Genomic DNA, 22,818 nt, shown 5'->3' on the forward strand with positions numbered 1-22,818 from the left:
ACGTCGAGCAAGGGCCAGCCGCGTGCTGGCCCTTCGTCATTTCGATCTCCCACTTGTCAGGCGACGTGTATTGGCGATAAGCTATTAACAAATTGCTTAATAGCTGATTCGCATGCAACTCGATCGCGTCTTCGAAGCATTGGCCTCCGGGCCGCGTCGCCAGATCCTGGCGTATCTGTCCGGCGGCGAGCTGAGCACGAGCGCGCTCGCCGAGCGCTTCAACATGAGCGCGCCGGCGATTTCCCGTCATCTCTCCATCCTCGAGTTGGCCGGTCTCGTCAGCAGCGAGCGCCAGGGGCAGTTCGTCCTGTATCGCTTGAACCCGGACAACCTCGTCAACAGCCTGACCGGCTACGCGCTGGAGGTCTGCCCGGTCGGCCGGCCGCTCAAGCAGGAGGCAAAGGCGCGCGCCAGTGCGGCCAAGGCCGCGGCGCCATCGACTCCCGCCAGGACGGCGAAGGTCACGAAGGCCATCAAGACCGTTGCAGCCGCCAAACGAGCCAAGCCCGCCAAAGGCTGATCCTGGAGACCACCATGCCATTCGCCGCCCCTGAATCCCTCGACGGCCATCGCGTGCATGTCGATGCGCCGGAAGACGTCCTCATCGGCGAGGTCCGCTACTCGCCGCTGAAGTCGCTCTGGTTGCTCGCGAATCTGGCTGGCGCGCTCGTCGGCGTCTGGTTCTTCCTGTCCTGGTCCGCCGTGCTGATGTTCGTGATGGCCACGGTCACGGTGCTCTTGCTGGGCCACTCGCTCGGCAGCCATCGCAAGCTGATCCACGACAGCTATCAAGCGCCGCGCTGGCTCGAGCGGCTGCTGATCTGGTTCGGCGTCCAGGTCGGCCTCGCGGGGCCGCTGGGACTGCTGCGTCAGCACGAACTGCGGGACTTCGCGCAGCGCCTGCCCGATTGCCATCCGTACCTGCGTCACGGTGTCTCGTTCTGGCGTGACGGCTGGTGGCAGCTGCATTGCGAGCTGCGGCTCGCGCGCGAGCCGCGTATTGCGCTGGAACCCCGCATCGCCGATGACCGCTACCTGCGCCTGCTGGAACGCACCTGGATGCTGCAGCAGCTGCCGCCCGCGTTGCTGCTGTACGCCGTGGGCGGCTGGGCATTCGTCTGCTGGGGGGTGTGCGCGCGGATCTGCGCCGGTGTCGTCGGGCACTGGCTGATCGGGCATTTCGCCCACAACGCGGGCGGCATGCATCACGAGGTGGAGGGCGCTGCCGTCCAGGGGCGCAACATCCGGTGGACCTCGCTGCTGACGATGGGCGAGAGCTGGCACAACAACCACCATGCCTTTCCCGGCTCCGCGCGGCTGGGTCTCTATCCGGGTGAGTTCGATCCGGGCTGGTGGATGCTGATGCTGCTGAAGCGGCTCGGCCTTGCCTGGGACTTCCGGCTGCCGGCAGCGATGCCCCCGCGGGCCGAGCTTCGCGCGATCGACGCAATGCCGGTCGCGACGGCGGCGGGCCTCGGTGCCTGGCGCGACCTGCCGGCATTGCGCGGCGTGCTGAGAACCGCGGCGCGTGACGGCGCCCGATTGCAAGGACCGGCGGCGCTGATGCCGGCGGCGTGGCTGACCGCCTGGTCGGGCGCGGCCTTCGAGCGTCGACGCGAGATGGCGCGTCTGGAGGTGCTCGTCCCGAGCACCGGCCAGGTGGTGCGCGGCCTGCCCGCGCTGTGCGTCAGCCTCGCTGCGCGAGGTGCCTTGGCGAGCTGGGCGGCGGCGGCGTTGCTGCCGATGGCCGCAGCCTGGGAGTCCGGTCGATCGGCATCGCAGCCTGCCTGAGCGGGCGAGTCACCGGCAGATCCACGCCGCGCCTGGTTCACAGCAAGCAGCCGGCCTCGCTCCCATCCGACGGTGCCCCGCTGCTGCTGACCTGCACCCCATACCGCTCCGCGGTCATGTGCGCCAGGATCGCCAGCGCAATCTCGGGCGGCGTGCGTGCGCCGATGTGCAGGCCCACCGGGCCGTGCAGCCGATCGAGCTGCGCGTCGGTCAGGTCGAAGTGTTCCTTCAGCCGCGCGCGGCGCTTGGCCTGGTTCACGCGCGAGCCGATCGCGCCGACGTAGAACGCCGGCCCGCGCAGCGCCTCCATCAGCGCCAGGTCGTCGAGCTTGGGGTCGTGCGTCAGCGCCACGATCGCCGTGTGGCCGTCGGGCTTCAGGCGCTGGACGACGTCGTCCGGCATCTCGCGCGTCAGCGGCGCGGCGATCAGCGTCCACGGGTAGTCGTCGCGCGGATCGCAGACCTGCACCTGGTAGTCGAGCGCCAACGCCATCTGCGCCAGGTACTGGCTCATCTGCCCCGCGCCGATGATCAGCAGCCGCCATTGCGGCCCGTGGTGCGTCACCAGCTGGGTGTCGCTCCGCACCAGCCGGTCCGCGCCGTCGCGCGAATGCGCGCCGGGCTCCGCGAGCGAGACGGCGCCGGTCGCCAGGTCGAGCGTGCGCAGCACGCGCTCGCCGCGCGACAGCCGCTCCAGCAGCGGCGCGATCGCCGAGTGCGCGCCGACCGGCTCCAGCATCAGCTCCAAGGTGCCGCCGCAGGGCAGGCCGAAGCGCTGCGCCGCCTCCGCCCCGACGCCGTAGCGGATCAGCTCCGGCGTTTCCAGGGACAGCGCGCCCTCGCGGATCTTCGCGACCAGGTCGTCCTCGATGCAGCCGCCGGAGACCGATCCGGTGATCAGCCCGTCCGCCCGCACCGCGACGATCGATCCGACCGGCCGCGGCGCCGAGCCCCAGGTCCGCGTGATGGTGCCGAGCACGACGCGCTGGTCGGCGTCGATCCATTGCTGCACTTGGCGCAGCACCTGCAGGTCCATGTTGTCCATCCGCGCACCATAGCGAATTTCGCTCCCGTCTGCGTCGGACCGGGCATGCAGGCTCACAATCGTCGACATGCCCACGCTCGCCCTCAACGACGACCTCGTGCTGCCCGTCCCGCAGGCCCTGGCCTGGAAGACGCTGCACGACCTGACCCTGCTCGCGGACAGCCTGCCCGAGGGCGCCCGCCTCCAGGCCGGCGATGCGCCGGGCGCGTTCGCGCTGGCGTTGGCGGGATTCGACGGTCGTGTCCTGCAGCTCGATCTCGACGCGCCCAGCCGACTGCGCCTGAGCTTCGACGGGCGCGGCCCTCGCACCGGCGCCGTGACGGGCCAGGCGCAACTCCGGTTGGAGTCGCTCGGCGACGACCGCACGCTGCTGCATGTGGCGATCGTGATCCAGGCCGAGGGCGCCACGCCGTCGAAGGTTGCCGGGCTGCAGGCGCTCCGGGCGAGGCTCGTCGCCTTCGCCGCCGCGGTCGAGCGCCGCCATCCCTCCGACCGCCCGCTGCCGGTGAAAGCACCGCCCAAGCCGTGGCCGCAGCGGCTGGTCGACTGGTACCTCGGCTGGTTCGCGGCGATCTTCAACGGGACGCTGTTTCCCGCGCCGAAACCGCGTCCTCCGGGCCCGCGCGACAAGCGCTGAGCGCGACACCCGGGCGTCATGCGACCGCCACCGAATCTGTGCCTCGATGTAACTTGTTGATTTGCTTATAGAATCCGGCGCAATCCAACGGCCACCTCGCGGTGGCCGCTTCGTTTTCCGCCGAATGCGCTCCCCAGGATCGTCGGCGACCGAATCCGCCGACCCCCGATGGCTTCTCGCCTGTTCCCGCTGGACGCGCTGCGCGCGGCCGCCGCGCAATTGATCGTGCTGCATCACCTGTCGGTCTACGGACCGATCGCCGAGGCGATGCACGGCCTGTTCCCGCTGCTGTCGGGATGGCTCTACGACTACGGCCGCATGGCCGTGCAGGTGTTCCTCGTCCTGGGCGGCTATCTCAGCGCGCGGGCGCTGTCGGCGCAGGAGCCGCAACTGCGCCGCTCCGCGCCGGCCCTGCTGGCGCAGCGCTACTGGCGCCTGGTGCCGCCCTTCATGGCGGCCGTCGGGCTGACGCTGCTGACGTCCTGGCTGGTCCAGCCCCTGCTGCCCGAATTGGTCCCGACCCAGGTCCACCTGACGCAGATCCTGGCCCATGCGCTGCTGCTGCACGACCTGATGTCGGTCGAGGCGCTGACCGTCGGCGCCTGGTACGTGGCGATCGACTTCCAGCTCTTCGCCCTGCTGCTGCTGGTGATGTGGGGCCTGCGTTGCCTGCCGCTGACGCGCGCGTCGCGGCAGTGGATGGCGCCGGCCGTCGTTGGCGCCCTGTGCGCCGCGTCGCTGCTGAAGTTCAACCGCATGGCCGACATGGACGCCTACGCGATCTACTTCTTCGGCGCCTATGGCCTGGGCGTGCTGCTCTACTGGTGCCAGGGCTGGGCGCCGGCCGCGCGCCGCGCCGGACTGCTGGCGCTGGGCGGCCTGATGGTGGTCGCGCTGGCGCTGCAGTTCCGGGAGCGTCTGGTCGTCGCCGCGCTGACGGCCGTGGTCATCGTGATGTGGCGTCGCGGCACGCTGCCGGCATGGTTCGAACGGCGCGGACAGGCGCCGGTCCAGGCCATGGCGCGTCATGCGTATGCGCTCTTTCTGGTGCACTTCCCGGTCTGCCTGCTCGTGAACGCGATCTACGAGCACCGCGCCGAGAGTCCCGCCCCCATGCTGGATGCGCTCGCGCCGCTGGCGCTGGTGGCCGCCTGGTTCCTCAGCAACCTGGCCGCGTTGCCCTTCCATCGCTGGATCGAGGCGCCGCTGCTGCGCTGGCGTCCGCGCGCCGCGGTGCTGCCGCAGGGCGTGGCGGTCCGCTGATTCCGCTCGACGGCGTTGGAGCCGCCGATGCCTGTCCGCTGATCCAGGACCGCTGACGCCGGTCCGTTCGGACTAGGCCCAGTTCTCGCGCGCGTTCTCGCGCCGCTGCAGATCGGCGAGCGTCTTGCCGGGCTCGTCGCGGAAGCGCTCTTCCGTCATCTCGAGCTGCTGCACGCGGTCGACGCGGAAGCTGCGGAAATCCTCTCTCAACTCGCACCAGGCGGAGAAGGTCCACACCGGTCCCCAGAAGAAGCAGGCCAGCGGCCGCACGAGGCGCGTGCTGGTCTGGTCGCTGAGGTCGAGATAGTGCAGGCGCAGCTTGGTGCGGGATTCGGTGGCCTGGCGCAGGTGGGTGAGGCGCTCGCGGGTGGCGTCGTCGAGGCCGCGCTGCGGCGCGTAGACGGTGAGGCTTTCGGCCGCCGCGCGCGCCGTGCCGGGCAGCACCGCGAAGATCTTGCCGAGCGCCTCCTCCGCGCGCTGGCCGAGCACCGCGTCGAGCTGCGGCTGCGCCAGCCGCACTGCGGCGACCAGCGACTGGGCTTCCTCGGCGCTGAACATCAGCGGCGGCAATTCGAAGCCCACCCGCATGCGGTAACCGACGCCCGCCTCGCCGTCGATCGGCACGCCCTGCTGCTGCAGCGCGGCGACGTCGCGGTAGACGGTGCGGATCGACACCTCCAGCCGCTGGGAGAGGAACTCGGCCGTCGTGAGACGGCGTCCACGGATGAGTTGGACGATCTGGAACAGGCGGTCGGCGCGGCGCATCCGATGATTGTCGGCCATGGGCATGACCTGTCCAGGTCGTCATCCCCGCTACGATGTGTCGCATGGCTGACCCACATGTTGTGCTTCCCCATGTCGTGATCGTCGGTTGCGGTTTTGGCGGCCTGGAGGCCACCAAGGTCCTCGACGGCGCGCCGGTCCGCGTCACGCTGATCGATCGCAGCAACCACCACCTGTTCCAGCCGCTGCTGTACCAGGTCGCGACGGCAGGGCTGTCCGCACCGTCGATCGCCTCGCCGATCCGCCACATGCGGCGGCACCAGCGCAATCTCACGGTGCTGATGGCCGACGTCGAGGCCATCCACAAGGACGCGCGGGAGATCGTGCTCGCCGATGGCCAGCGCGTGGGGTATGACCAATTGATCGTGGCCGCCGGCGCCACGCACAGCTACTTCGGCAACGACCAGTGGCAGGCGCACGCGCCCGGACTGAAGACGCTGGCTGACGCCTTCCAGCTGCGGGCCCGGCTGCTGAGCGCCTTCGAGCGCGCCGAGACACTGCCCGATGCCGCCAGCCGCGCGCCGTGGCTGAACTTCGTCGTCATCGGCGGCGGGCCGACCGGTGTCGAGATGGCCGGCACGCTGGCCGAGATCGCCCGCCACACGCTGCGCGACGAATTCCGCCGCATCGATCCCAGCCGCGCGCAGGTGCTGCTGGTCGAGGGCTCGGACCGGATCCTGGCGGCGTTCAAGCCGGCGCAGTCGGCGCAGGCCCAGGCGCAGCTGGAACGCATCGGCGTGGTGGTGCGGACCGGCTGCCGCGTCGTCGGCATCGACGAGGCGGGCGTCGACCTCCAGACCGCCGATGGCGGCACGGAACGCATCGCGTCGCGGACCAAGGTCTGGGCGGCCGGGGTGGCGGCGTCGCCGCTGGCCCGCACGCTGGAGGTGCCGCTCGATCGCGCGGGTCGCGTGGTCGTGGACGAGCACATGAACATCCCCGGCCATCCGGAGATCTACGTCGTCGGCGACATGGCCGCGGCGACCAGCCTCGAGAAGGACGGCAGCCGCAAGCCGGTGCCCGGCGTCAGCCCCGGTGCGAAGCAGGCCGGCCGGCATGCCGCGCGGCAGATCCTGGCGCGGATGCAAGGGCGTTCGGAGCCGCCGTTCCATTACCGCGATTACGGCAACCTCGCGACGATCGGCCGCAAGGCGGCCGTCGCCGACCTGGGGACGATCCAGTTCAGCGGCTTCTCCGCGTGGCTGTTCTGGCTGTTCGTGCACGTGTACTTCCTGATCGGCTTCCGCAACCGCGTCCGCGTCTTCGCGGATTGGGCCTGGGCCTACTTCACCTTCCAGCGCCACGCGCGGATCGTGGTCGAGCCGCGCCCGGGCGTTGGAGACGACGCGTAGGACGCGTCGGCAGCGTTCAGATGGGCGTTCAGATGGGCGTGCAGATCTCGACCAGCGTCCCGTCGGGACATCGGACGTAGGCCACCACCTGGCCCCAGGGCTTGGTCATCGGCGGGGTCAGGCCTTGCGCGCCGGCAGCCAGCGCCAGGGCGTAGGCGGCGGGGACGTCCTGCGTGGAGAGTCCGATCTCCATGCCCAGGGGCGCGCCGTCCTCGGCTTTCCGGTAGTCCTGGCCGAGATTGCCGCGCGCGATGTCGTGCCGCGCGAACGACAGGGTCGTGGCGCCGGTCTCCAGCTCGCCATAGGCGCCGGACTCGTGCAGGAAACGTCGCCGGAGCCCGAAGGCGCGCTCGAAGAAGTCCAGCGACGCACCCACGTCCTCGACGTAGACGATCGTGTAGGCGAAGTTCAAGGCGCTCATGGCGGGCTCTCCGTGGAAGGACGATGACAGCGGGGCACATGTCCCCTGCGCGCGGGGCGTCGGCGCGAGCCGGCTCCCCCGTCGCCCTGACCGAGGCCCCCCGATTCGGGTGGGCCATCGTGTAGGACGACGTCGCGTCCATGATGCGGACCGGCTGCTGACAGCGGATTGGCAGCTAGGATTGCCGCCCATGAGTGCCCCGTCCCTCGAGCCGCAACGGCTTCCCAACGGCCTGCTCTGGCTGGCGCGTCCGGTCGCAAGCACGCAGGCGGCGGTGCGCGTCGTCTACCGTTGCGGCGGACGCGACGATCCCACCGGCCGCAGCGGCATGACGCATCTGGTGCTGCGACTCGTCGCCGGCGCCAGCCGTTACCTGGAGCCCGGCCAGTTCAACCGGCTGGTCGCTTCGGCCGGCGGTCGAAGCGGCCTCGAGATCGACGAGGACTTCGCCGCGCTGCAGACCGTCGTGCCCGCGCATCAGCTCGAACGCGTGCTGTGGGCCGAGGCCGAACGCATGAGCAACCCGCGGCTGGAGCCGGACGCGCTCGCCACCGCGCGGCAACAGCTGCGCCAGGCGGTGCAGGCGCCGCAGCTCCATCCGTATGCGCGGCTGGACCTCGCCGTCCAGCGCCACGGCTACCTGACGCATCCGTACCAGCGCGGCGCGCTCGGCGACCCGGAGCAGCTCAAGGACCTGGACATCGACACCGTGCGGGCCTTCCATGCCAACCGCTTCGGCTGCGACCGCGCATTGCTCGTCGTCACGGGCGCGTTCGATGAAGCGGCCGTCGCGCGCTGGGTGATGCATTACTTCGGCTCGATCCGGCCGCCGATGCCGCCCGCGACGGCGCCCGAGCCGGTCGACGTTCGCGAGTCGCGCCGCCCTCAGAGTCAGACTCAGAAACTGTCGCTCGCGCAGGCGCCGCTGCCGGCCGCCGCGCTGGTCTGGCAGGTGCCGCGCGCCGACGATCCGGCCTTGCCGAGCTGGCAGCTCGCCCACGCGCTGCTTGGACTCGGTCGCTCCGGCCGGCTGATCGACACGCTGGTCGACGAGAAGGCGCTGGCGCATCAGCTCAGCCTGCGTCTGGACACGCATCGGGACGCGGGGCTGCTGGTCGCGCAGGCGCTGGCGGCCCACGGGCAGACGTCCGCGCCGGTGGCGCAGGCCCTGCAGCAGGAAGTGCTGCGCCTGGCCGACGAGCCGGTGACCGACGAGGAACTCAACAAGGCCAAGGCGCTGCTGCGGCGCCAGACCTTGTCGGACGACTGGACCGCGGACCGCCTGGCGCGTTCGCTCGGCACTGCCTGGGCGGTGCGGGGCGACGCCGGCGCACCGGCCAAGGACATGGCGACGTGGGTCAAGCTGAGCGGTGCCGAGGTGCAGCAGTTCTGGCGCAAACAGGTCGTGCAGGCGCCGGTGCTGACGCTGCTGGCGGACATCGGCGCCGCCGCGGGGGTCGCCGCATGACGGTCGATCTGAGCCGCCGGGGGCTGATGCTCGGCACGGCGATCGTGTCGGGATCGGCGGCCTGGCCGGCGTTGGCGCAGGATGGTTTCGACCGACCGCCCGAGGCGCCTTCGGCCCCGGCGCCGCAGCCGTTGCCGCTCGAGCAGACGAAGCTCGCGAACGGATTGCGCGTCATCGTGCTGCCGCGTCCCGGCGCGCCGCGCACGGCGGTCCGACTGATTGGCGAAGGCGGCTGGCTGCGCGACCCGGCGGGCAAGGACGGCCTCGCGGAAGTGGCGTTGTCGATGCTGGCGCAAGGCGCGAAGCGCGACGGCGAGGAGATGGAATCCGCCGACATCGCCTATGCGGGCGATCTGCTGGGCCTGCCGCTGCGGCTGGAGTTGACGCCGTCGACGGCGGAGATCGTGCTGGAGGCTTTGCCCGATCAGTGCGACGACGCGGTCAACCTGCTGGCGGACCTGACGCAGCGGCCGCTGCTCGCCTTCGAATCGCTCGAGCACATTCGCAGCCGCGCCATCGATGCGCTGGTGCTGCGTCGCGCCGATGCGCTGCTGCTCGCGCCGTGGGCGGCGCGGCGGCAGTTCCGGGGCCGCGCGCAGCCGGTGCAGACCACGGCCAGCCTGAAGCGGCTGCGCCGCGAGGACGTGCTGGCCTTCCACCGCCAGTACTGGCGGCCGGAGCGCGCGGTGCTGCTGTTCACCGGCGACCTGAGCTTGCAGACGGCGCGCGGGCTAGCCGAGGATTTCATGGGCGGCTGGCGCGTGCCGAAGGTGCCGGCGACCGGTCCGACGCCGGCGGTGGCGCTGCCCGCCGCGGCGCCCACGCCGGCGATCGCGCAGTTCCTGCCGTTGCCGCAGGGGCAGGGCTGCCGGCTGATCGTGCAGACGCCGGTGCCGCGCGGCACGCCGCCCGCCTTGCGCGAGCTGGCGCGCACGCTGATGCATCAACGGCTCGCGGCGCGGCTGCCGTGGCCGTGGGAGAGTGAGATGGAGTCCCTCGGCGGCGCGTTGTGCTGGCGGCTGAGCGTGACCTTGCCGGCGTCGGCGGTGCCGGAGCAGCTCACGCTGTTGCGCGAGCAACTGCCATTGCTCGCGGCCGAGGCGGTGACGCCGGAGGACCTGGCGCTCGCGCAGGCACTGGCACAAGGGGACTGGGAGTTCGAGCTCACCGAAGCGCCGGATGCGCTGCTGGCGCAGGCGCTGGCGGTGGGGGAACTCGAGGACTGCGTCCACTGGCCGCAGCGTGTGCGCGCAGTGAGCGCGCCGGTGCTGCAGCTGCTGATGGCGTCCAGCTGGCGCGAAGGCCGCACACATCTGCTGCTGCTGGGCGACGCGGGGTCGCCGGAGCCGGCGCAGCGCGCGTGGCCTGGGCTGGCCTTGACTACAATGCGAGCTGTCATTGGGGAGTAGCCGCTGCACCCCGCCCGTCGCCCGACGGGCCGATTCAGCAGACCCGCGTCAACAGACTTGAGCCTTGGCTCATGGCGCGAGGTAGCCAGGAACCCACCGGTTCCCAGCCTGGCGAGACCTTTGACCATGTCCCCGGACTTTGCGGCCGGCGGTGACGTGGTCATTGGTTCGTCTCGGCCGCTGAGTCTTTCATGGAAGCCTTCCTCATCTCCACCGGCCTCGTGGCCCTCGCCGAAATCGGCGACAAGACCCAGTTGCTGGCCTTCATCCTGGCGGCGCGCTTCCGCAAGCCGGGACCGATCGTGCTGGGCATCCTGATCGCGACCTTGGTCAATCACGCCTGTGCGGGTGCTGTCGGCAGCTGGATCACGACGCAGGTGTCGCCGCAGACGCTGCGCTGGGTGCTGGGTGTGGGCTTCATCGCGATGGCGGCGTGGACGCTGATCCCCGACAAGATCGACGAAGAGGAGACCGGCGGCAAGTTCCGCCTGGGCGTGCTGGGCACGACGATCGTGGCCTTCTTCCTGGCCGAGATGGGCGACAAGACGCAGATCGCCACAGTGGCGCTGGCGGCGCGCTTCAATGACCTGTGGATGGTGGTCGCGGGCACGACCCTCGGGATGATGATCGCCAACGTGCCGGCGGTGCTGGTGGGCGACAAGCTCGCGCACAAGCTGCCGGTGCGGCTGGTTCACGGCATCGCGGCGATCATCTTCGCGGTGCTGGGGGTGCTCACGCTTCTGGGGGCAGGGGAGTCGCTGGGGTTCTGATCGACCAGCGTCATTCCGGCTGACTTGGCTGCGCCGTGATCGAAAGTCATCGTTCGGACGCAGCCAGCGCCCGAACAGCGGCGCTCTATCAGGTAGTCCTGGAAGTCAGCCTTTCCCATCACAAATCGGTCCACCGCGTCGGCAACCTCGAACTCATGTTCGACGCGCAGGCGAGGATCAGCAAGCATCCGTCCAATGGTGCGGATGAGGCCGGCCCTTTCCATTTCGTAGGTCTTGCTGAGGACCCACCACAGCTCCATTAGCGCGACGGTGGAGACATAGCCGGGATCTTCCGGCGTGAGGGAACTCAAGAAGCGCCGGGCTACCGCAGTCTGCGGGTCATCCGCGTTCGCGAAGTGGCGAACGAGGATGTTCGTATCGATGCCCTTCATCCGACATGACCTCCCCGGGCACGAATCGCCCGGTTCATGTCCTTGATCGTCACCTTGCGTTTGGGCTTGCCGATCATTCCCTCCAGGCTGAGGGGGTGCTCCTTCGAATAGATCAGGTACTCGTGCGGCGCGAGCCTGAGGAACTCCACCCGGTCTCCCGGATTCAAGCGGAGTTCGTCCCGAACGGCGTCGGGAATGTTGAGCACCTGACCTTCTTCGTAGGTACCGACCTTGACCAGGGTATCGAGTGCAGACATGAAGCTTCTCCTTCAATGGAACAGAAGCCGACAACTCTAGGCACGCCGATTCCGTCTGGCACTTCCTCAAACTTGTCATTGAGGGGTGAAGACCTGACCCCCTGAATGGGGCCTTCCCAAGAGGGGTCCGTTCAGCGCGCCGAGGCCTGCCTCACCGCGCGTTCCCACTGCGCCATCAGAGTCTCGGCGCGGTCGCGCGACATGGTCGGGCGGAAGGTGCGCTCCGTCTGCCAGTTGCGGCCGATGTCGCCGAGGTTGCCGTAGACGCCCGCCGTGAGGCCGGCGAGGTAGGCCGCGCCGAGCGCCGTCGTCTCGATCACCTTCGGACGCACGACCGGGATGCCGAGCAGGTCCGCCTGGAACTGCATCAGCAGGTCGTTCACGCACGCGCCGCCGTCGACGCGCAGCTCGCTCACCGGCGCGCCGCCGGCTGCGACGGCATCGCGGCTCATCGCCTGCAGCAGCGCCGCGCTCTGGAACGCGATGCTCTCCAGCGCCGCGCGCGCGATGTGCGCCACTGTCGATCCGCGCGTGAGGCCCACGATGGCACCGCGTGCCTCCGCGTCCCAGTAGGGCGCTCCGAGGCCAGTGAAGGCCGGCACGAACATCACGCCGCCCGCGTCGGGAACGCTCTCCGCGAGCCCCTGCACCTCGCCGCTGCCCTTGATCGCGTTCAGCCCGTCGCGCAGCCACTGCACCACCGCGCCGCCGATGAAGACGCTGCCTTCGAGCGCGTACTGCGGCGTCGCGTCGATCTGCGCCGCGCTCGTCGTGATCAGCCCGTTCGCGCTGGTCTGGAAGCGCGGCCCCGTGTGCATCAGCATGAAGCAGCCGGTGCCGTAGGTGTTCTTGGCCATGCCGGCCTCGAAGCAGGCCTGGCCGAACAGCGCGCTCTGCTGGTCGCCGCCGATGCCGCCGATCATCAGCGCCGTGCCGAGATGCTCCGGCGCGACACGGCCGAAGTCCGAAGCCGACGGCTTCACCTCGGGCAGCAGCGACTTCGGAATGCGCAGCAGCGCGAGCAGCGCTTCATCCCATTGGTTCTCACGCACGTTGAACAGCATCGTGCGCGACGCGTTGCTCACGTCGGTGACGTGCACCTCGCCGTTCGTGAGCTTCCAGATCAGCCAGCTGTCGATCGTGCCGAAGGCGAGCTCGCCGCGCTCCGCCGCGTCGCGCGCGCCAGCGACGTTGTCGAGGATCCACTGCAGCTTCGTCCCCGAGAAGTACGCGTCGACCACCAGCCCCGTCTTCTCCTGGATGCGCGCGCCGTGGCCCTGCTCGCGCAGCGCGGCGCATTGTGGCTCCGCACGCCGGTCCTGCCAGACGATCGCGTGATGGATCGGGCGGCCGGTCTTGCGGTTCCACACCAGCGTCGTCTCGCGCTGGTTGGTGATGCCGATCGCCTTCACCTCGGAGGCTTTCAGCGACGCCTTGGTCAGCACCTCGCGGGCGACGGCAAGCTGCGTCTCCCAGATTTCATCGGCATCGTGCTCGACCCAGCCGGGCTGCGGATAGATCTGGCGGAACTCGCGCTGCGCCATCGCGACGATGCGCCCCTGCGCGTCGAAGACGATCGCGCGCGAACTCGAGGTGCCCTGGTCCAGGGCCAGCAGATAGGTCATGGCTTGTCTCGCTCGTTGTGTTCTTGAACTGCTTTTGGAAAGAACCCGTCGCGATGCTACGGCGCGACCACGAGCTCCACGCCCGCATCGGCCATCAGCGCGGGGAAGGGCTCCGGCGGCGGCTCGTCGGTGAACAGCGCGTCGATCTGCGGCAGGCGGGCCACCTCGGCCATCGCCGGCCGGTTGAACTTGGTCGCGTCCGCCGCGACCCACACCTCGCGCGAATGCTCGACGATGGTCCGCGCGACCATCACCTCGCGATAGTCGAAGTCGCGCAGGCTGCCGTCGGACTCGATGCCCGAGATGCCGATCAGCCCGATGTCCACCTTGAACTGGCGGATGAAGTCGACCGCCGCCTCGCCGACGATGCCGCGGTCGCGGTGCCGCACCGAGCCGCCGACCATCACCAGCTCGCAGTCCGGGTTGTCGCTCAGGATCATCGCGACGTTCAGGTTGTTCGTGATCACCCGCAGGCCCTTGTGGCGCAGCAGCGCGTGCGCCACCGCCTCCGTCGTCGTCCCCAGGTTCAGGATCAGCGAGCAGCCGGCCGGGATGCGCGCTGCGATGGCGCGCGCGATGCGCGCCTTGCCGTCGGCCTGCATGGCCTGGCGTTGGCGGTAGGCGATGTTCTCCGTGGTCGACGACGGCACGCGCACGCCGCCGTGGAAGCGCTGCACCAGGCCGGCTTCGGCCAGGCGCTGCACGTCCCGGCGCACCGTCTGCAGCGTCACGCCGAACTTCTCGGCCAGCGCCTCTACGCTCACCGATCCATGGGCGCGCACCTCCTGCAGCAGATTGTTCTGACGAGGGTTCGGATTCATGGCGCGCAGGCTAAAGGAACCGAAACGAACAATTGATCGGGTTAACCCTCAATCGAAACGCGCATATTCGCGCTAAAAAGAAAAAAGAAGAACAGAATTGCGAACTTTCCAACGGCCATCGCAGGGTGGCCGTTTGACTGTCCGGCCAATTCGCTCCAAGGAGACACCTTGACCGCCGCCTCGATCCCCGAACCGATCTCCGTTGACCGCGCCTCCCTCGATGCAGGCGTCGCCGGCGCGCGCGACGCCGCCCGCGTGGGCGGCGCGATCGGTGACTGCGACGTGCTCGTCGTCGGCGGCGGCATCAACGGCGCCGGCATCGCGCGCGACCTGGCCGGCCGCGGCTGGAAGGTCGTGCTGGCGGAAGCCTCGGACTTCGCGGCGCACACGTCCTCGTCCTCGACCAAGCTGATCCACGGCGGGCTGCGCTACCTGGAGTACTACGAGTTCTCGCTCGTGCGCAAGGCACTGCAGGAGCGCGAAGTCCTGCTGCGCAGCGCCCCGCACATCATGTGGCCGCTGCGCTTCGTGATGCCGCACGACGCGGCGATGCGCCCGGCCTGGATGATCCGCATCGGCCTGTTCCTCTACGACCACCTGGCGCGGCGCGAGGTGCTGCCGGGCTCCGAGGGCGTGGACCTGCGGCGCTCGCCCTACGGCGAGCCGCTGAAGGCCGAGTACACGAAGGGCTTCGTCTATTCCGACGGCTGGGTCGACGACGCGCGGCTGGTGCTGCTGAACGCGCTCGACGCGCGTGAGCACGGCGCCGTGCTGCACACCCGCACGACGGTCACCGCCGCGCAGCGACACGCGGATCATTGGACCGCGACGCTGCGCTGTGCCGACGGCGACCGCACGCTGAAGGCGCGCGCGCTGGTCAACGCGGCGGGTCCGTGGGCCGAAGGCTTCCTGCGCGAGGTCGCCGCGCCCGCGCGTGGCGAGGCGCTCGCCACGAAGAGCCTGCGCCTGGTCAAGGGCAGCCACATCATCGTGCACAAGCGTTTCCAGCACGACCACGCCTACATCTTCCAGAACCCGGACAAGCGGATCATCTTCGCCATCCCCTACGAAGACGACTTCACGCTGATCGGCACGACCGACGTGGAGCTGGCGCCGGACGCGCTGGCGGGCTTCGGCAAGGCGCGCATCGACGAGCGCGAGATCGCCTACCTCTGCGAGCAGGCCAGCCGCTACTTCCGCGAGCCGGTGGTCGCGTCCGACGTGGTCTGGACCTACGCCGGCGTGCGGCCGCTGCTGGACGACGCGTCTGGCGATCCGTCGGCGGTGACGCGCGACTATCTGCTCGAGACCCACGCCGACGGCGGCGCGCCGCTGCTGAGCGTGTGGGGCGGCAAGATCACGACCTTCCGCAAGCTGGCGGAGGATGCGGCCGACCTGCTGGGTGACCTGCTCGGCGATCGGCGCCGGGCCTGGACCGAGCACGCCCATCTTCCCGGCGGCGACCTGCGCGACTGGATCGGCGCGCCGCAGCGGCCCGATACCGATTTCCAGCGCCTGCTGTCCGCCGTCGGCCAGCGCCATCCGTGGCTGCCGCCGTCGCTGGCGCGGCGCCTCGCGCGGGCCTACGGCGCGCGTCTCGGGCGTGTGCTCGGCGGCGCGGAGCGGATCGACGACCTTGGCCCGGAGATTGCCCCGGGGCTGCACCAGGCGGAACTCGAATACCTGGTCCGCGAGGAATGGGCGCGCGCCGCGGACGACGTGCTGTGGCGCCGCTCCAAGCTGGGACTGCATTACACCGAGGCGCAGCGGATGGCGGTGGTCCAGTGGTTCGCCGAGCGCGAGCACCTCTGGGCCAAGCCGCCGGCCGCGGCGGCATGACCTGACCCCGGCGCGGGCGCCGATCCCGACTCCGATCGGGCAACCGATCCAGAGACCGATCCACAAGAACGACATGCGAAGAGACACCCCGATGGAGCCGACATCATGGAGCTGACCTTGCGCGGCGTGAGCCACAAGGTCGGCGCGCAGCACCACCTGTACCCGATGGACCTGCGGCTGGTGCCGAACGCGGTCACCGTGCTGCTGGGCGCGACGCAGGCCGGCAAGACGACGCTGATGCGCCTGATGGCGGGCCTGGACAAGCCCAGCGACGGCAGCGTGACGGTCGACGGCACGGACGTCACCGGCTGGCCGGTGCGCAAGCGCGACGTCGCGATGGTCTACCAGCAGTTCATCAACTACCCGTCGATGAGCGTGCGCGACAACATCGCGTCTCCGCTGAAGCTGCGCGGCAAGCTCGATCGCGACGCCATCCGCAAGCGCGTCGACGAGCTGGCCGACAAGCTGCACATCGAGATGCACCTCGACAAGCTGCCCGCGCAGCTGTCCGGCGGTCAGCAGCAGCGCGTCGCGCTGGCGCGCGCGCTGGCCAAGCAGGCGCCGCTGATGCTGCTGGACGAGCCGCTGGTGAACCTCGACTACAAGCTGCGGGAGGAACTGCGCGAGGAACTCGGCCAGCTGTTCGCCGCCGGGGAATCGACCGTGGTCTACGCGACGACCGAACCGGCGGAGGCGCTCCAGCTCGGCGGCTACACCGCGGTGATGGACGCCGGCGAGCTGCTGCAATACGGTCCCACCGCCGAGGTCTTCCACCGACCCGCGTCGCTGCGCGTCGCGCGGGCCTTCAGCGATCCGCCGATGAACCTCGTCATCGCCCAGGGACTCGGCGACCGGCTGCAACTGCGGCCGGGGCTCGACCTGGCGCTGCCGGGGCAGGGCGGCGTGACGGTGGGCGTGCGTGCCAGTGCGCTGCACGTCACGCAGCGGCCCGGCGACATCGCGATCAAGGGCGAGGTGGAACTGGCCGAGATCTCCGGCTCCGACACCTTCGTCCACGCCCACACCGAGGTCGGCGAACTCGTCGCGCAGCTGACCGGCGTGCACGACTTCGAGCTCGGCGCCCCGCTGACGCTGTACCTCAATGCCGCCCATGTCCACGTCTTCGACGCGGCCGGGCTGCTGACGCGCGCCCCCGAGCGCCAGGGAGCCCGCTGATGGCCCGCATCGATCTGGACCTCGCCCACGCGTACCGGCCCGATCCGAAGGAAGACAGCGACTACGCGCTGCTCCCGCTGAAGATGAGCTTCGAGGACGGCGGCGCCTATGCGCTGCTCGGCCCCTCGGGCTGCGGCAAGACGACGCTGCTGAACATCGTCTCCGGGCTGCTGCGGCCCTCGCAGGGCACCGTGCGCTTCGACGGCCGCGACGTCACCGGGCTGACGCCGCAGCAGCGCAACATCGCGCAGGTGTTCCAGTTCCCCGTCATCTACGACACGATGACGGTGGCCGAGAACCTCGCCTTCCCGCTGCGCAACCGCGGCGTGGCGGCGGACAAGATCAAGGCCCGCGTCGGGAAGATCGCGGAGATGCTCGAGCTCAACGGCCAGTTGAACCAGCGCGCCTCCGGGCTGTCCGCCGACGCCAAGCAGAAGATCTCGCTGGGCCGCGGGCTGGTGCGCGAGGACGTCTCGGCCGTGCTCTTCGACGAGCCGCTGACCGTCATCGATCCCCACCTGAAGTGGCAGCTGCGCCGCAAGCTCAAGCAGATCCACAACGAGCTCAAGCTCACGCTGATCTACGTCACCCACGACCAGGTCGAGGCGCTGACCTTCGCGGACCAGATCGTCGTCATGACGCGGGGTCGCGCGGTGCAGGTCGGCTCGGCGGGCGAGCTGTTCGAGCGCCCGAGCCACCGCTTCGTCGGCCACTTCATCGGCTCGCCGGGCATGAACTTCCTGCCGGCGGCGCTGGAGGACGGCGGCGGACTGAGCGTCGCCGGGCAGCCGGTCGCGGGTTCGGTCGATCCCGTCGCCGGGGCCGCGCTCTCCCGGGCGGAGCCGTTCATGGTGGGCATCCGACCCGAATATGTCGAGGTCGACGATGTCGGTGACGGCGTGCCGGCGCTGCCGGGCACGGTGACCGGCGTGGTCAGCCAGGTCCAGGACATCGGCACCTACTGGCTGCTCACCGCCAAGGTGGGACCGCACACGCTGAAGGCGCGTCTGTCCGCCCATGCGCAGCCGCCCGCGGCCGGCGCCACGGTGGCCCTGCGCGTCCTCAATCCCCACACCTGTTTCTACGGTGCCGACGAGCGGCTGATCGTCGGCGCGGTACCCATGGCCGCGACCTTCGCGGCGATCACCTCGGGTGCTCCGGAGGGCCTCGCATGAAACCGATCAACCAGAAGGCCTGGTTCCTCGTCCTGCCCGTGCTCATCTGCGTGGCCTTCTCGGCCATCCTGCCGCTGATGACGGTGGTGAACTATTCGGTGCAGGACATCATCTCGCCCGAGCGGCGCGTCTTCGTCGGCACCGAGTGGTTCGCCGCGGTGATGCGCGACGAGGAACTCCACGGCGCGCTGCTGCGCCAGCTCGGCTTCTCGCTGGCGGTGCTGCTGGTCGAGATCCCGCTGGGCATCTGCCTGGCCTTGTCGATGCCGGCGCAGGGCTGGCGTTCGTCGCTGGTGCTGGTGATCGTCGCGCTGTCGCTGCTGATCCCGTGGAACGTCGTCGGCACCATCTGGCAGATCTACGGCCGCGCGGACATCGGGCTGCTCGGCGCGTCGCTGCAGGCGCTGGGCATCGACTACAACTACACCGGCGATGCGACCGACGCATGGGTCACCGTGCTCATCATGGACGTCTGGCACTGGACGCCGCTGGTGGCGTTGCTGTGCTTCGCCGGACTGCGCTCCATCCCCGATGCCTACTACCAGGCCGCGCGCATCGACGGCGCCAGCAAGTTCGCCGTGTTCCGCTACATCCAGCTGCCCAAGATGCGGGGCGTGCTGATGATCGCGGTGCTGCTGCGCTTCATGGACAGCTTCATGATCTACACCGAGCCCTTCGTCCTCACCGGCGGCGGTCCCGGCAACGCGACCACCTTCCTCAGCCAGTACCTGACGCAGAAGGCGGTCGGCCAGTTCGACCTCGGCCCGGCGGCGGCGTTCTCGCTGATCTACTTCCTGATCATCCTGCTGCTGTGCTTCATCCTCTACAACTGGATGCAGTCGCTCGGAACCCAAGACAAGACGATGGAGGCTGGCCATGGATGACCGCCGTTTCCGCAAGCGCACGATCTTCCTGATCGCGTACCTGCTCTTCGCGCTGCTGCCCATCTACTGGATGGTCAACATGAGCTTCAAGACCAACGAGGAGATCCTCTCCAGCTTCAGCCTCTGGCCGCAGCACTTCTCGCTGGCCAGCTACAAGACCATCTTCACCGACCCGTCCTGGTACAGCGGCTACATCAACAGCCTGATCTACGTCGGCATCAACATGGTGATCTCGGTCAGCGTGGCGCTGCCGGCCGCCTATGCGTTCAGCCGCTACTCGTTCCTCGGCGACAAGCACGTCTTCTTCTGGCTGCTGACCAACCGCATGACGCCGCCGGCGGTGTTCCTGCTGCCGTTCTTCCAGCTGTACACGACGCTGGGGCTGATGGACACGCACATCGCGGTCGCGCTGGCGCATCTGCTGTTCAACGTGCCGCTGGCGGTGTGGATCCTGGAAGGCTTCATGAGCGGCATCCCGCGCGAGATCGACGAGACCGCCTACATCGACGGCTACAGCTTCCCGCGCTTCTTCCTGACCGTGTTCCTGCCGCTGATCAAGGCGGGCGTGGGCGTGGCGGCGTTCTTCTGCTTCATGTTCTCGTGGGTGGAACTGCTGCTGGCGCGCACGCTGACCAGCGTCAACGCCAAGCCCATCGTCGCGACGATGACGCGTACCGTCAGCGCCTCCGGCATGGACTGGGCGACGCTGGCCGCGGCCGGCACGCTGACGATCGTGCCGGGCGCGATCGTCATCTGGTTTGTCCGGCACTACATCGCAAAAGGCTTTGCGATGGGCAGAGTATGACCACCCCCTACCGCCTACGGCGGCCCCCTCAAGGGGGCGCACCCGATGGCCCGGCGGAGCCCGGTCCATGGGTGCCGCTTGACGACGGCCGGGCTGACGCCGGCCAAAAGGAGTCCTGATGTTCGATTGGATGGTGTGGACGACCCCGGTCGCCGTCTTCTTCACCTGCGTGGTGCTGATGCTGGTCGGCATGACGGTGTGGGAGATCAAGTCGCCGACGACGCTGCGCAAGGGCTGGCTGCCGATGCGCACGACGCGCGGCGACCGGCTGTTCATCGGCCTGCTGACGGCCGCGTACATCAACCTGGCCTTCGTCGGCCTGGGCGCGAAGATGGCCGAGTGGTTCCAGCTCGAGGCCGAACCCAGCGTCTGGATCAGCTTCATCGCGTCGATGCTGGTGCTGGGCCTGATCCTGCGCAAGGGATGATCGAGTAGTTCAAGCTTCAAGGAATTCGGCTTCCCCGTTCCCCCGGAGCCGCGATTCGTCCTCATGCAGGGGGAGATTCGACAGACACAGGAGACAAGCGTGAACAAGAGCAAGTATTCCGCGCTGGCCGTGGCCGCATTGCTGGCGTTGGGAGCAAACGCCGCGTGGGCCGGCGAGGCCGAGGCGAAGAAGTGGATCGACAGCGAATTCCAGCCGTCGACCCTGTCCAAGGACAAGCAGACGGCCGAGATGAAGTGGTTCATCGAGGCGGCCAAGAAGCTCCAGGCCAAGGGCGTGAAGGAGATCTCGGTGGTGTCCGAGACGCTGACCACGCACGAGTACGAGAGCAAGGTGCTGGCCAAGGCCTTCGCCGAGATCACCGGCATCACGGTCAAGCACGACCTGATCCAGGAAGGCGACGTCGTCGAGAAGCTGCAGACCTCGATGCAGTCGGGCAAGAGCATCTACGACGGCTGGATCTCCGACTCCGACCTGATCGGCACGCACTACCGGTACGGGAAGATCATGAATCTTTCCGACTACATGACCGGCGCGGGCAAGGAGTGGACGAACCCGGGCCTGGACCTGAAGGACTTCATCGGCACCAGCTTCACGACGGCGCCGGACGGCAAGCTCTACCAGCTGCCCGACCAGCAGTTCGCCAACCTGTACTGGTTCCGCGCCGACCTGTTCGCGCGCAAGGACCTGCAGGACAAGTTCAAGGCCAAGTACGGCTACGACCTGGGCGTGCCGCTGAACTGGAGCGCCTACGAGGACATCGCGGCCTTCTTCTCCAACGACGTGAAGACGCTGGACGGCAAGCCGATCTACGGCCACATGGACTACGGCAAGAAGGACCCCTCGCTGGGCTGGCGCTTCACCGACGCGTGGCTGTCGATGGCCGGCGCGGCGGACAAGGGCATCCCCAACGGCATGCCGGTCGACGAGTGGGGCATCCGCGTCGCCGACGACAAGTGCACGCCGGTGGGCGCCTCGGTGGCGCGCGGCGGCGCGACCAACTCGCCGGCGGCGGTCTACGCGCTGACCAAGTACGTCGACTGGATGAAGAAGTACGCGCCCAAGGAGGCGACCGGGATGACCTTCGGGGAATCGGGCCCGGTGCCGGCGCAGGGCCAGATCGCGCAGCAGATCTTCTGGTACACGGCGTTCACGGCGGACATGGTCAAGCCGGGCCTGCCGGTGGTGAACGCGGACGGCACGCCGAAGTGGCGCATGGCGCCGGGGCCGAACGGGCCGTACTGGAAGGACGGCATGCAGAACGGCTACCAGGACGTGGGCAGCTGGACCTTCTTCAGCGGCCATGACGCCAACCGGACCGCGGCGGCCTGGCTGTACGCGCAGTTCGTGACGGCCAAGTCGGTGAGCCTGAAGAAGAGCATCCAGGGCCTGACCTTCATCCGCGACAGCGACATCCGCAGCGACTACTTCACCAAGAACGCCAACAAGTACGGCGGCCTGATCGAGTTCTACCGCTCGCCGGCGCGCGTGGCGTGGACGCCCACGGGCACGAACGTGCCGGACTATCCGAAGCTGGCGCAGCTGTGGTGGAAGAACGTGGCGCAGGCGGTGACCGGCGAGAAGACGCCGCAGGCCGCGATGGACACGCTGGCCGACGAGATGGACGCGGTGATGGCGCGGCTGGAGCGCGCCGGCATGGCCAAGTGCGCGCCCAAGCTCAACAAGAAGGAAGACCCGAAGAAGTGGCTGTCCGACAAGGGCGCGCCGTGGGCCAAGCTGGCCAACGAGAAGCCCAAGGGCGAGACCATCGCCTACGAGAAGCTGCTGAATGCGTGGAAGGACGGCAAGGTGCGGTGATCGCGCACCCGGGCTGAGACTCGATGGGGCCGTGCCGGTGGCACGGCCCTTTTCATTGCGCGTTTAAGACGGGCATAAGGCCCGCTCCGGGCGCCGTGCCACCATCGGCCCATGTTCAAGTCGCTCATGGACCTCTTCGACACGCTGGCGCCGGACGACGCGTTCGGTGGCTCGCGGGGCGGCGCGCCGTCGTTGCCGCTGGCGGCCGCGGTGCTGCTCGTCGAGGTGATGCGCTCCGACGCGGATTTCTCCAGCGTCGAGCGCTCGGCGGTGGGCAAGGCGCTCACCGTGCTGTTCGCGCTGTCCGAGGACGAGGCCGACGCGCTCACCGCGCAGGCCGAGCGCACCGCCCGCACGGCGTCCGACCTGTTCGCCTTCACCTCGCCGGTCGACGAGCGCTGGGACATGCCCGCGAAGCTGCGCCTGGTCGAACTGATGTGGGGCGTGGCCTACGCCGACGGCAGGCTCGGCGACATCGAGCGCCACACGATGTGGCGCATCGCCGACCTGCTGCACATCCCGCAAGGCGCGTACCACCACGCACGGATCCGCGCGAAGGCGGCGGCCGGCCTCGGCGAGGACGACTGACCCGCTGCGCGCGCCGATTCGACGCCCCAAACGGAAAGGCCCTCCTGAGGAGGG

Annotated in this window: 23 protein-coding genes and 1 riboswitch; of the genes, 16 read left to right on the forward strand and 7 right to left on the reverse strand. The window is 69.2% G+C overall.

Annotated elements, in window-relative coordinates:
• Positions 1-112: 112 nt before the first annotated feature.
• Together AC07PR_RS22925 and AC07PR_RS22930 are read left to right on the forward strand one after the other, a co-directional pair.
• On the forward strand, positions 113-520 hold the full coding sequence (locus AC07PR_RS22925) for a metalloregulator ArsR/SmtB family transcription factor (protein WP_483108475.1): 408 nt from the start codon (positions 113-115) through the stop codon (positions 518-520).
• Positions 521-534: 14 nt separating this feature from the next.
• Positions 535-1,791: an acyl-CoA desaturase gene (locus AC07PR_RS22930; protein ID WP_483108476.1), complete on the forward strand. Its 1,257-nt coding sequence runs from the start codon at positions 535-537 to the stop codon at positions 1,789-1,791.
• 37 nt (positions 1,792-1,828) lie between these two features.
• Here AC07PR_RS22930 and AC07PR_RS22935 read toward each other — a convergent pair whose 3' ends face one another.
• A complete protein-coding gene (locus AC07PR_RS22935) occupies positions 1,829-2,836 on the reverse strand; it encodes an XdhC family protein (protein ID WP_495136678.1) in 1,008 nt (335 codons plus the stop codon).
• 67 nt (positions 2,837-2,903) lie between these two features.
• Between AC07PR_RS22935 and AC07PR_RS22940 the strand changes: the two genes are divergently transcribed.
• Entirely contained in the window at positions 2,904-3,473 is a 570-nt protein-coding gene (locus AC07PR_RS22940) for an SRPBCC family protein (RefSeq protein WP_483108478.1), read from the forward strand.
• A 168-nt stretch (positions 3,474-3,641) separates the two neighbouring features.
• Complete coding sequence (locus AC07PR_RS22945; RefSeq protein WP_495136679.1) at positions 3,642-4,736, forward strand: acyltransferase family protein; 1,095 nt, start codon at positions 3,642-3,644, stop codon at positions 4,734-4,736.
• A 72-nt stretch (positions 4,737-4,808) separates the two neighbouring features.
• Here AC07PR_RS22945 and AC07PR_RS22950 read toward each other — a convergent pair whose 3' ends face one another.
• Entirely contained in the window at positions 4,809-5,501 is a 693-nt protein-coding gene (locus tag AC07PR_RS22950; RefSeq protein ID WP_377161644.1) for a helix-turn-helix transcriptional regulator, read from the reverse strand.
• Between the two features lie 62 nt (positions 5,502-5,563).
• Here AC07PR_RS22950 and AC07PR_RS22955 point away from each other — a divergent pair, with 62 nt between their 5' ends.
• Positions 5,564-6,871, forward strand: a complete 1,308-nt coding sequence (locus AC07PR_RS22955) for an NAD(P)/FAD-dependent oxidoreductase (protein ID WP_495136680.1) — start codon at positions 5,564-5,566, stop codon at positions 6,869-6,871.
• 28 nt (positions 6,872-6,899) lie between these two features.
• Here AC07PR_RS22955 and AC07PR_RS22960 read toward each other — a convergent pair whose 3' ends face one another.
• Entirely contained in the window at positions 6,900-7,283 is a 384-nt protein-coding gene (locus AC07PR_RS22960) for a VOC family protein (RefSeq protein WP_483109320.1), read from the reverse strand.
• Positions 7,284-7,482: 199 nt separating this feature from the next.
• Between AC07PR_RS22960 and AC07PR_RS22965 the strand changes: the two genes are divergently transcribed.
• The 3 genes from AC07PR_RS22965 to AC07PR_RS22975 all read left to right on the forward strand — a co-directional run bounded on the left by AC07PR_RS22965 (position 7,483) and on the right by AC07PR_RS22975 (position 10,939).
• Positions 7,483-8,760, forward strand: coding sequence for a M16 family metallopeptidase (locus AC07PR_RS22965; protein ID WP_495136681.1), 1,278 nt, complete (start codon positions 7,483-7,485; stop codon positions 8,758-8,760).
• Positions 8,757-10,169 carry a M16 family metallopeptidase gene (locus AC07PR_RS22970; protein ID WP_495136682.1) on the forward strand — a complete coding sequence of 471 codons (1,413 nt, stop codon included), beginning with the start codon at positions 8,757-8,759 and terminating at the stop codon, positions 10,167-10,169. The genes AC07PR_RS22965 and AC07PR_RS22970 overlap by 4 nt, the downstream gene beginning before the upstream one ends.
• Positions 10,149-10,282, forward strand: a riboswitch (yybP-ykoY riboswitch). It overlaps the preceding gene by 21 nt.
• Positions 10,283-10,360: 78 nt before the next feature.
• Positions 10,361-10,939 carry a TMEM165/GDT1 family protein gene (locus AC07PR_RS22975; protein WP_431101133.1) on the forward strand — a complete coding sequence of 193 codons (579 nt, stop codon included), beginning with the start codon at positions 10,361-10,363 and terminating at the stop codon, positions 10,937-10,939.
• Here AC07PR_RS22975 and AC07PR_RS22980 read toward each other — a convergent pair.
• The 4 genes from AC07PR_RS22980 to AC07PR_RS22995 all read right to left on the reverse strand — a co-directional run bounded on the left by AC07PR_RS22980 (position 10,861) and on the right by AC07PR_RS22995 (position 14,034).
• Positions 10,861-11,331: a type II toxin-antitoxin system VapC family toxin gene (locus tag AC07PR_RS22980; RefSeq protein WP_495136683.1), complete on the reverse strand. Its 471-nt coding sequence runs from the start codon at positions 11,329-11,331 to the stop codon at positions 10,861-10,863. The two genes, AC07PR_RS22975 and AC07PR_RS22980, sit on opposite strands and share 79 nt — an antisense overlap.
• Positions 11,328-11,588: a hypothetical protein gene (locus AC07PR_RS22985; protein ID WP_067279481.1), complete on the reverse strand. Its 261-nt coding sequence runs from the start codon at positions 11,586-11,588 to the stop codon at positions 11,328-11,330. The genes AC07PR_RS22980 and AC07PR_RS22985 overlap by 4 nt, the downstream gene beginning before the upstream one ends.
• Before the next feature lie 131 nt (positions 11,589-11,719).
• Positions 11,720-13,213 (reverse strand): glycerol kinase GlpK, encoded by a 1,494-nt coding sequence (glpK, locus tag AC07PR_RS22990; protein WP_495136684.1) that lies wholly within the window; start codon positions 13,211-13,213, stop codon positions 11,720-11,722.
• 56 nt (positions 13,214-13,269) lie between these two features.
• Positions 13,270-14,034, reverse strand: coding sequence for a DeoR/GlpR family DNA-binding transcription regulator (locus AC07PR_RS22995; RefSeq protein ID WP_377158500.1), 765 nt, complete (start codon positions 14,032-14,034; stop codon positions 13,270-13,272).
• A 255-nt stretch (positions 14,035-14,289) separates the two neighbouring features.
• On the opposite strand from AC07PR_RS22995, the gene glpD reads away from it, so the two are divergent.
• From glpD to AC07PR_RS23035, 8 genes are all read left to right on the forward strand, one after another.
• Complete coding sequence (gene glpD / locus AC07PR_RS23000) at positions 14,290-15,873, forward strand: glycerol-3-phosphate dehydrogenase (protein WP_377161640.1); 1,584 nt, start codon at positions 14,290-14,292, stop codon at positions 15,871-15,873.
• A 105-nt stretch (positions 15,874-15,978) separates the two neighbouring features.
• Positions 15,979-17,049, forward strand: coding sequence for an ABC transporter ATP-binding protein (locus tag AC07PR_RS23005; protein WP_431101138.1), 1,071 nt, complete (start codon positions 15,979-15,981; stop codon positions 17,047-17,049).
• Positions 17,049-18,224 (forward strand): ABC transporter ATP-binding protein, encoded by a 1,176-nt coding sequence (locus AC07PR_RS23010; protein ID WP_377158498.1) that lies wholly within the window; start codon positions 17,049-17,051, stop codon positions 18,222-18,224. Before AC07PR_RS23005 ends, AC07PR_RS23010 begins: the two co-directional genes overlap by 1 nt.
• The gene (locus AC07PR_RS23015) at positions 18,221-19,108 is read left to right on the forward strand and encodes a carbohydrate ABC transporter permease (protein ID WP_495136685.1); all 888 of its coding nucleotides are present in this window, start codon (positions 18,221-18,223) and stop codon (positions 19,106-19,108) included. Before AC07PR_RS23010 ends, AC07PR_RS23015 begins: the two co-directional genes overlap by 4 nt.
• Positions 19,101-19,913 (forward strand): carbohydrate ABC transporter permease, encoded by an 813-nt coding sequence (locus AC07PR_RS23020; RefSeq protein WP_331617855.1) that lies wholly within the window; start codon positions 19,101-19,103, stop codon positions 19,911-19,913. Before AC07PR_RS23015 ends, AC07PR_RS23020 begins: the two co-directional genes overlap by 8 nt.
• A 118-nt stretch (positions 19,914-20,031) precedes the next feature.
• On the forward strand, positions 20,032-20,340 hold the full coding sequence (locus tag AC07PR_RS23025) for a DUF2160 domain-containing protein (RefSeq protein ID WP_377158493.1): 309 nt from the start codon (positions 20,032-20,034) through the stop codon (positions 20,338-20,340).
• A gap of 99 nt (positions 20,341-20,439) precedes the next feature.
• Complete coding sequence (locus tag AC07PR_RS23030) at positions 20,440-22,176, forward strand: ABC transporter substrate-binding protein (RefSeq protein ID WP_067279460.1); 1,737 nt, start codon at positions 20,440-20,442, stop codon at positions 22,174-22,176.
• Between the two features lie 111 nt (positions 22,177-22,287).
• Positions 22,288-22,764: a tellurite resistance TerB family protein gene (locus AC07PR_RS23035; protein ID WP_495136686.1), complete on the forward strand. Its 477-nt coding sequence runs from the start codon at positions 22,288-22,290 to the stop codon at positions 22,762-22,764.
• Positions 22,765-22,818: the final 54 nt, after the last annotated feature.

The sequence above is a fragment of the Roseateles sp. GW821-FHT09H11 genome (assembly GCF_059415845.1).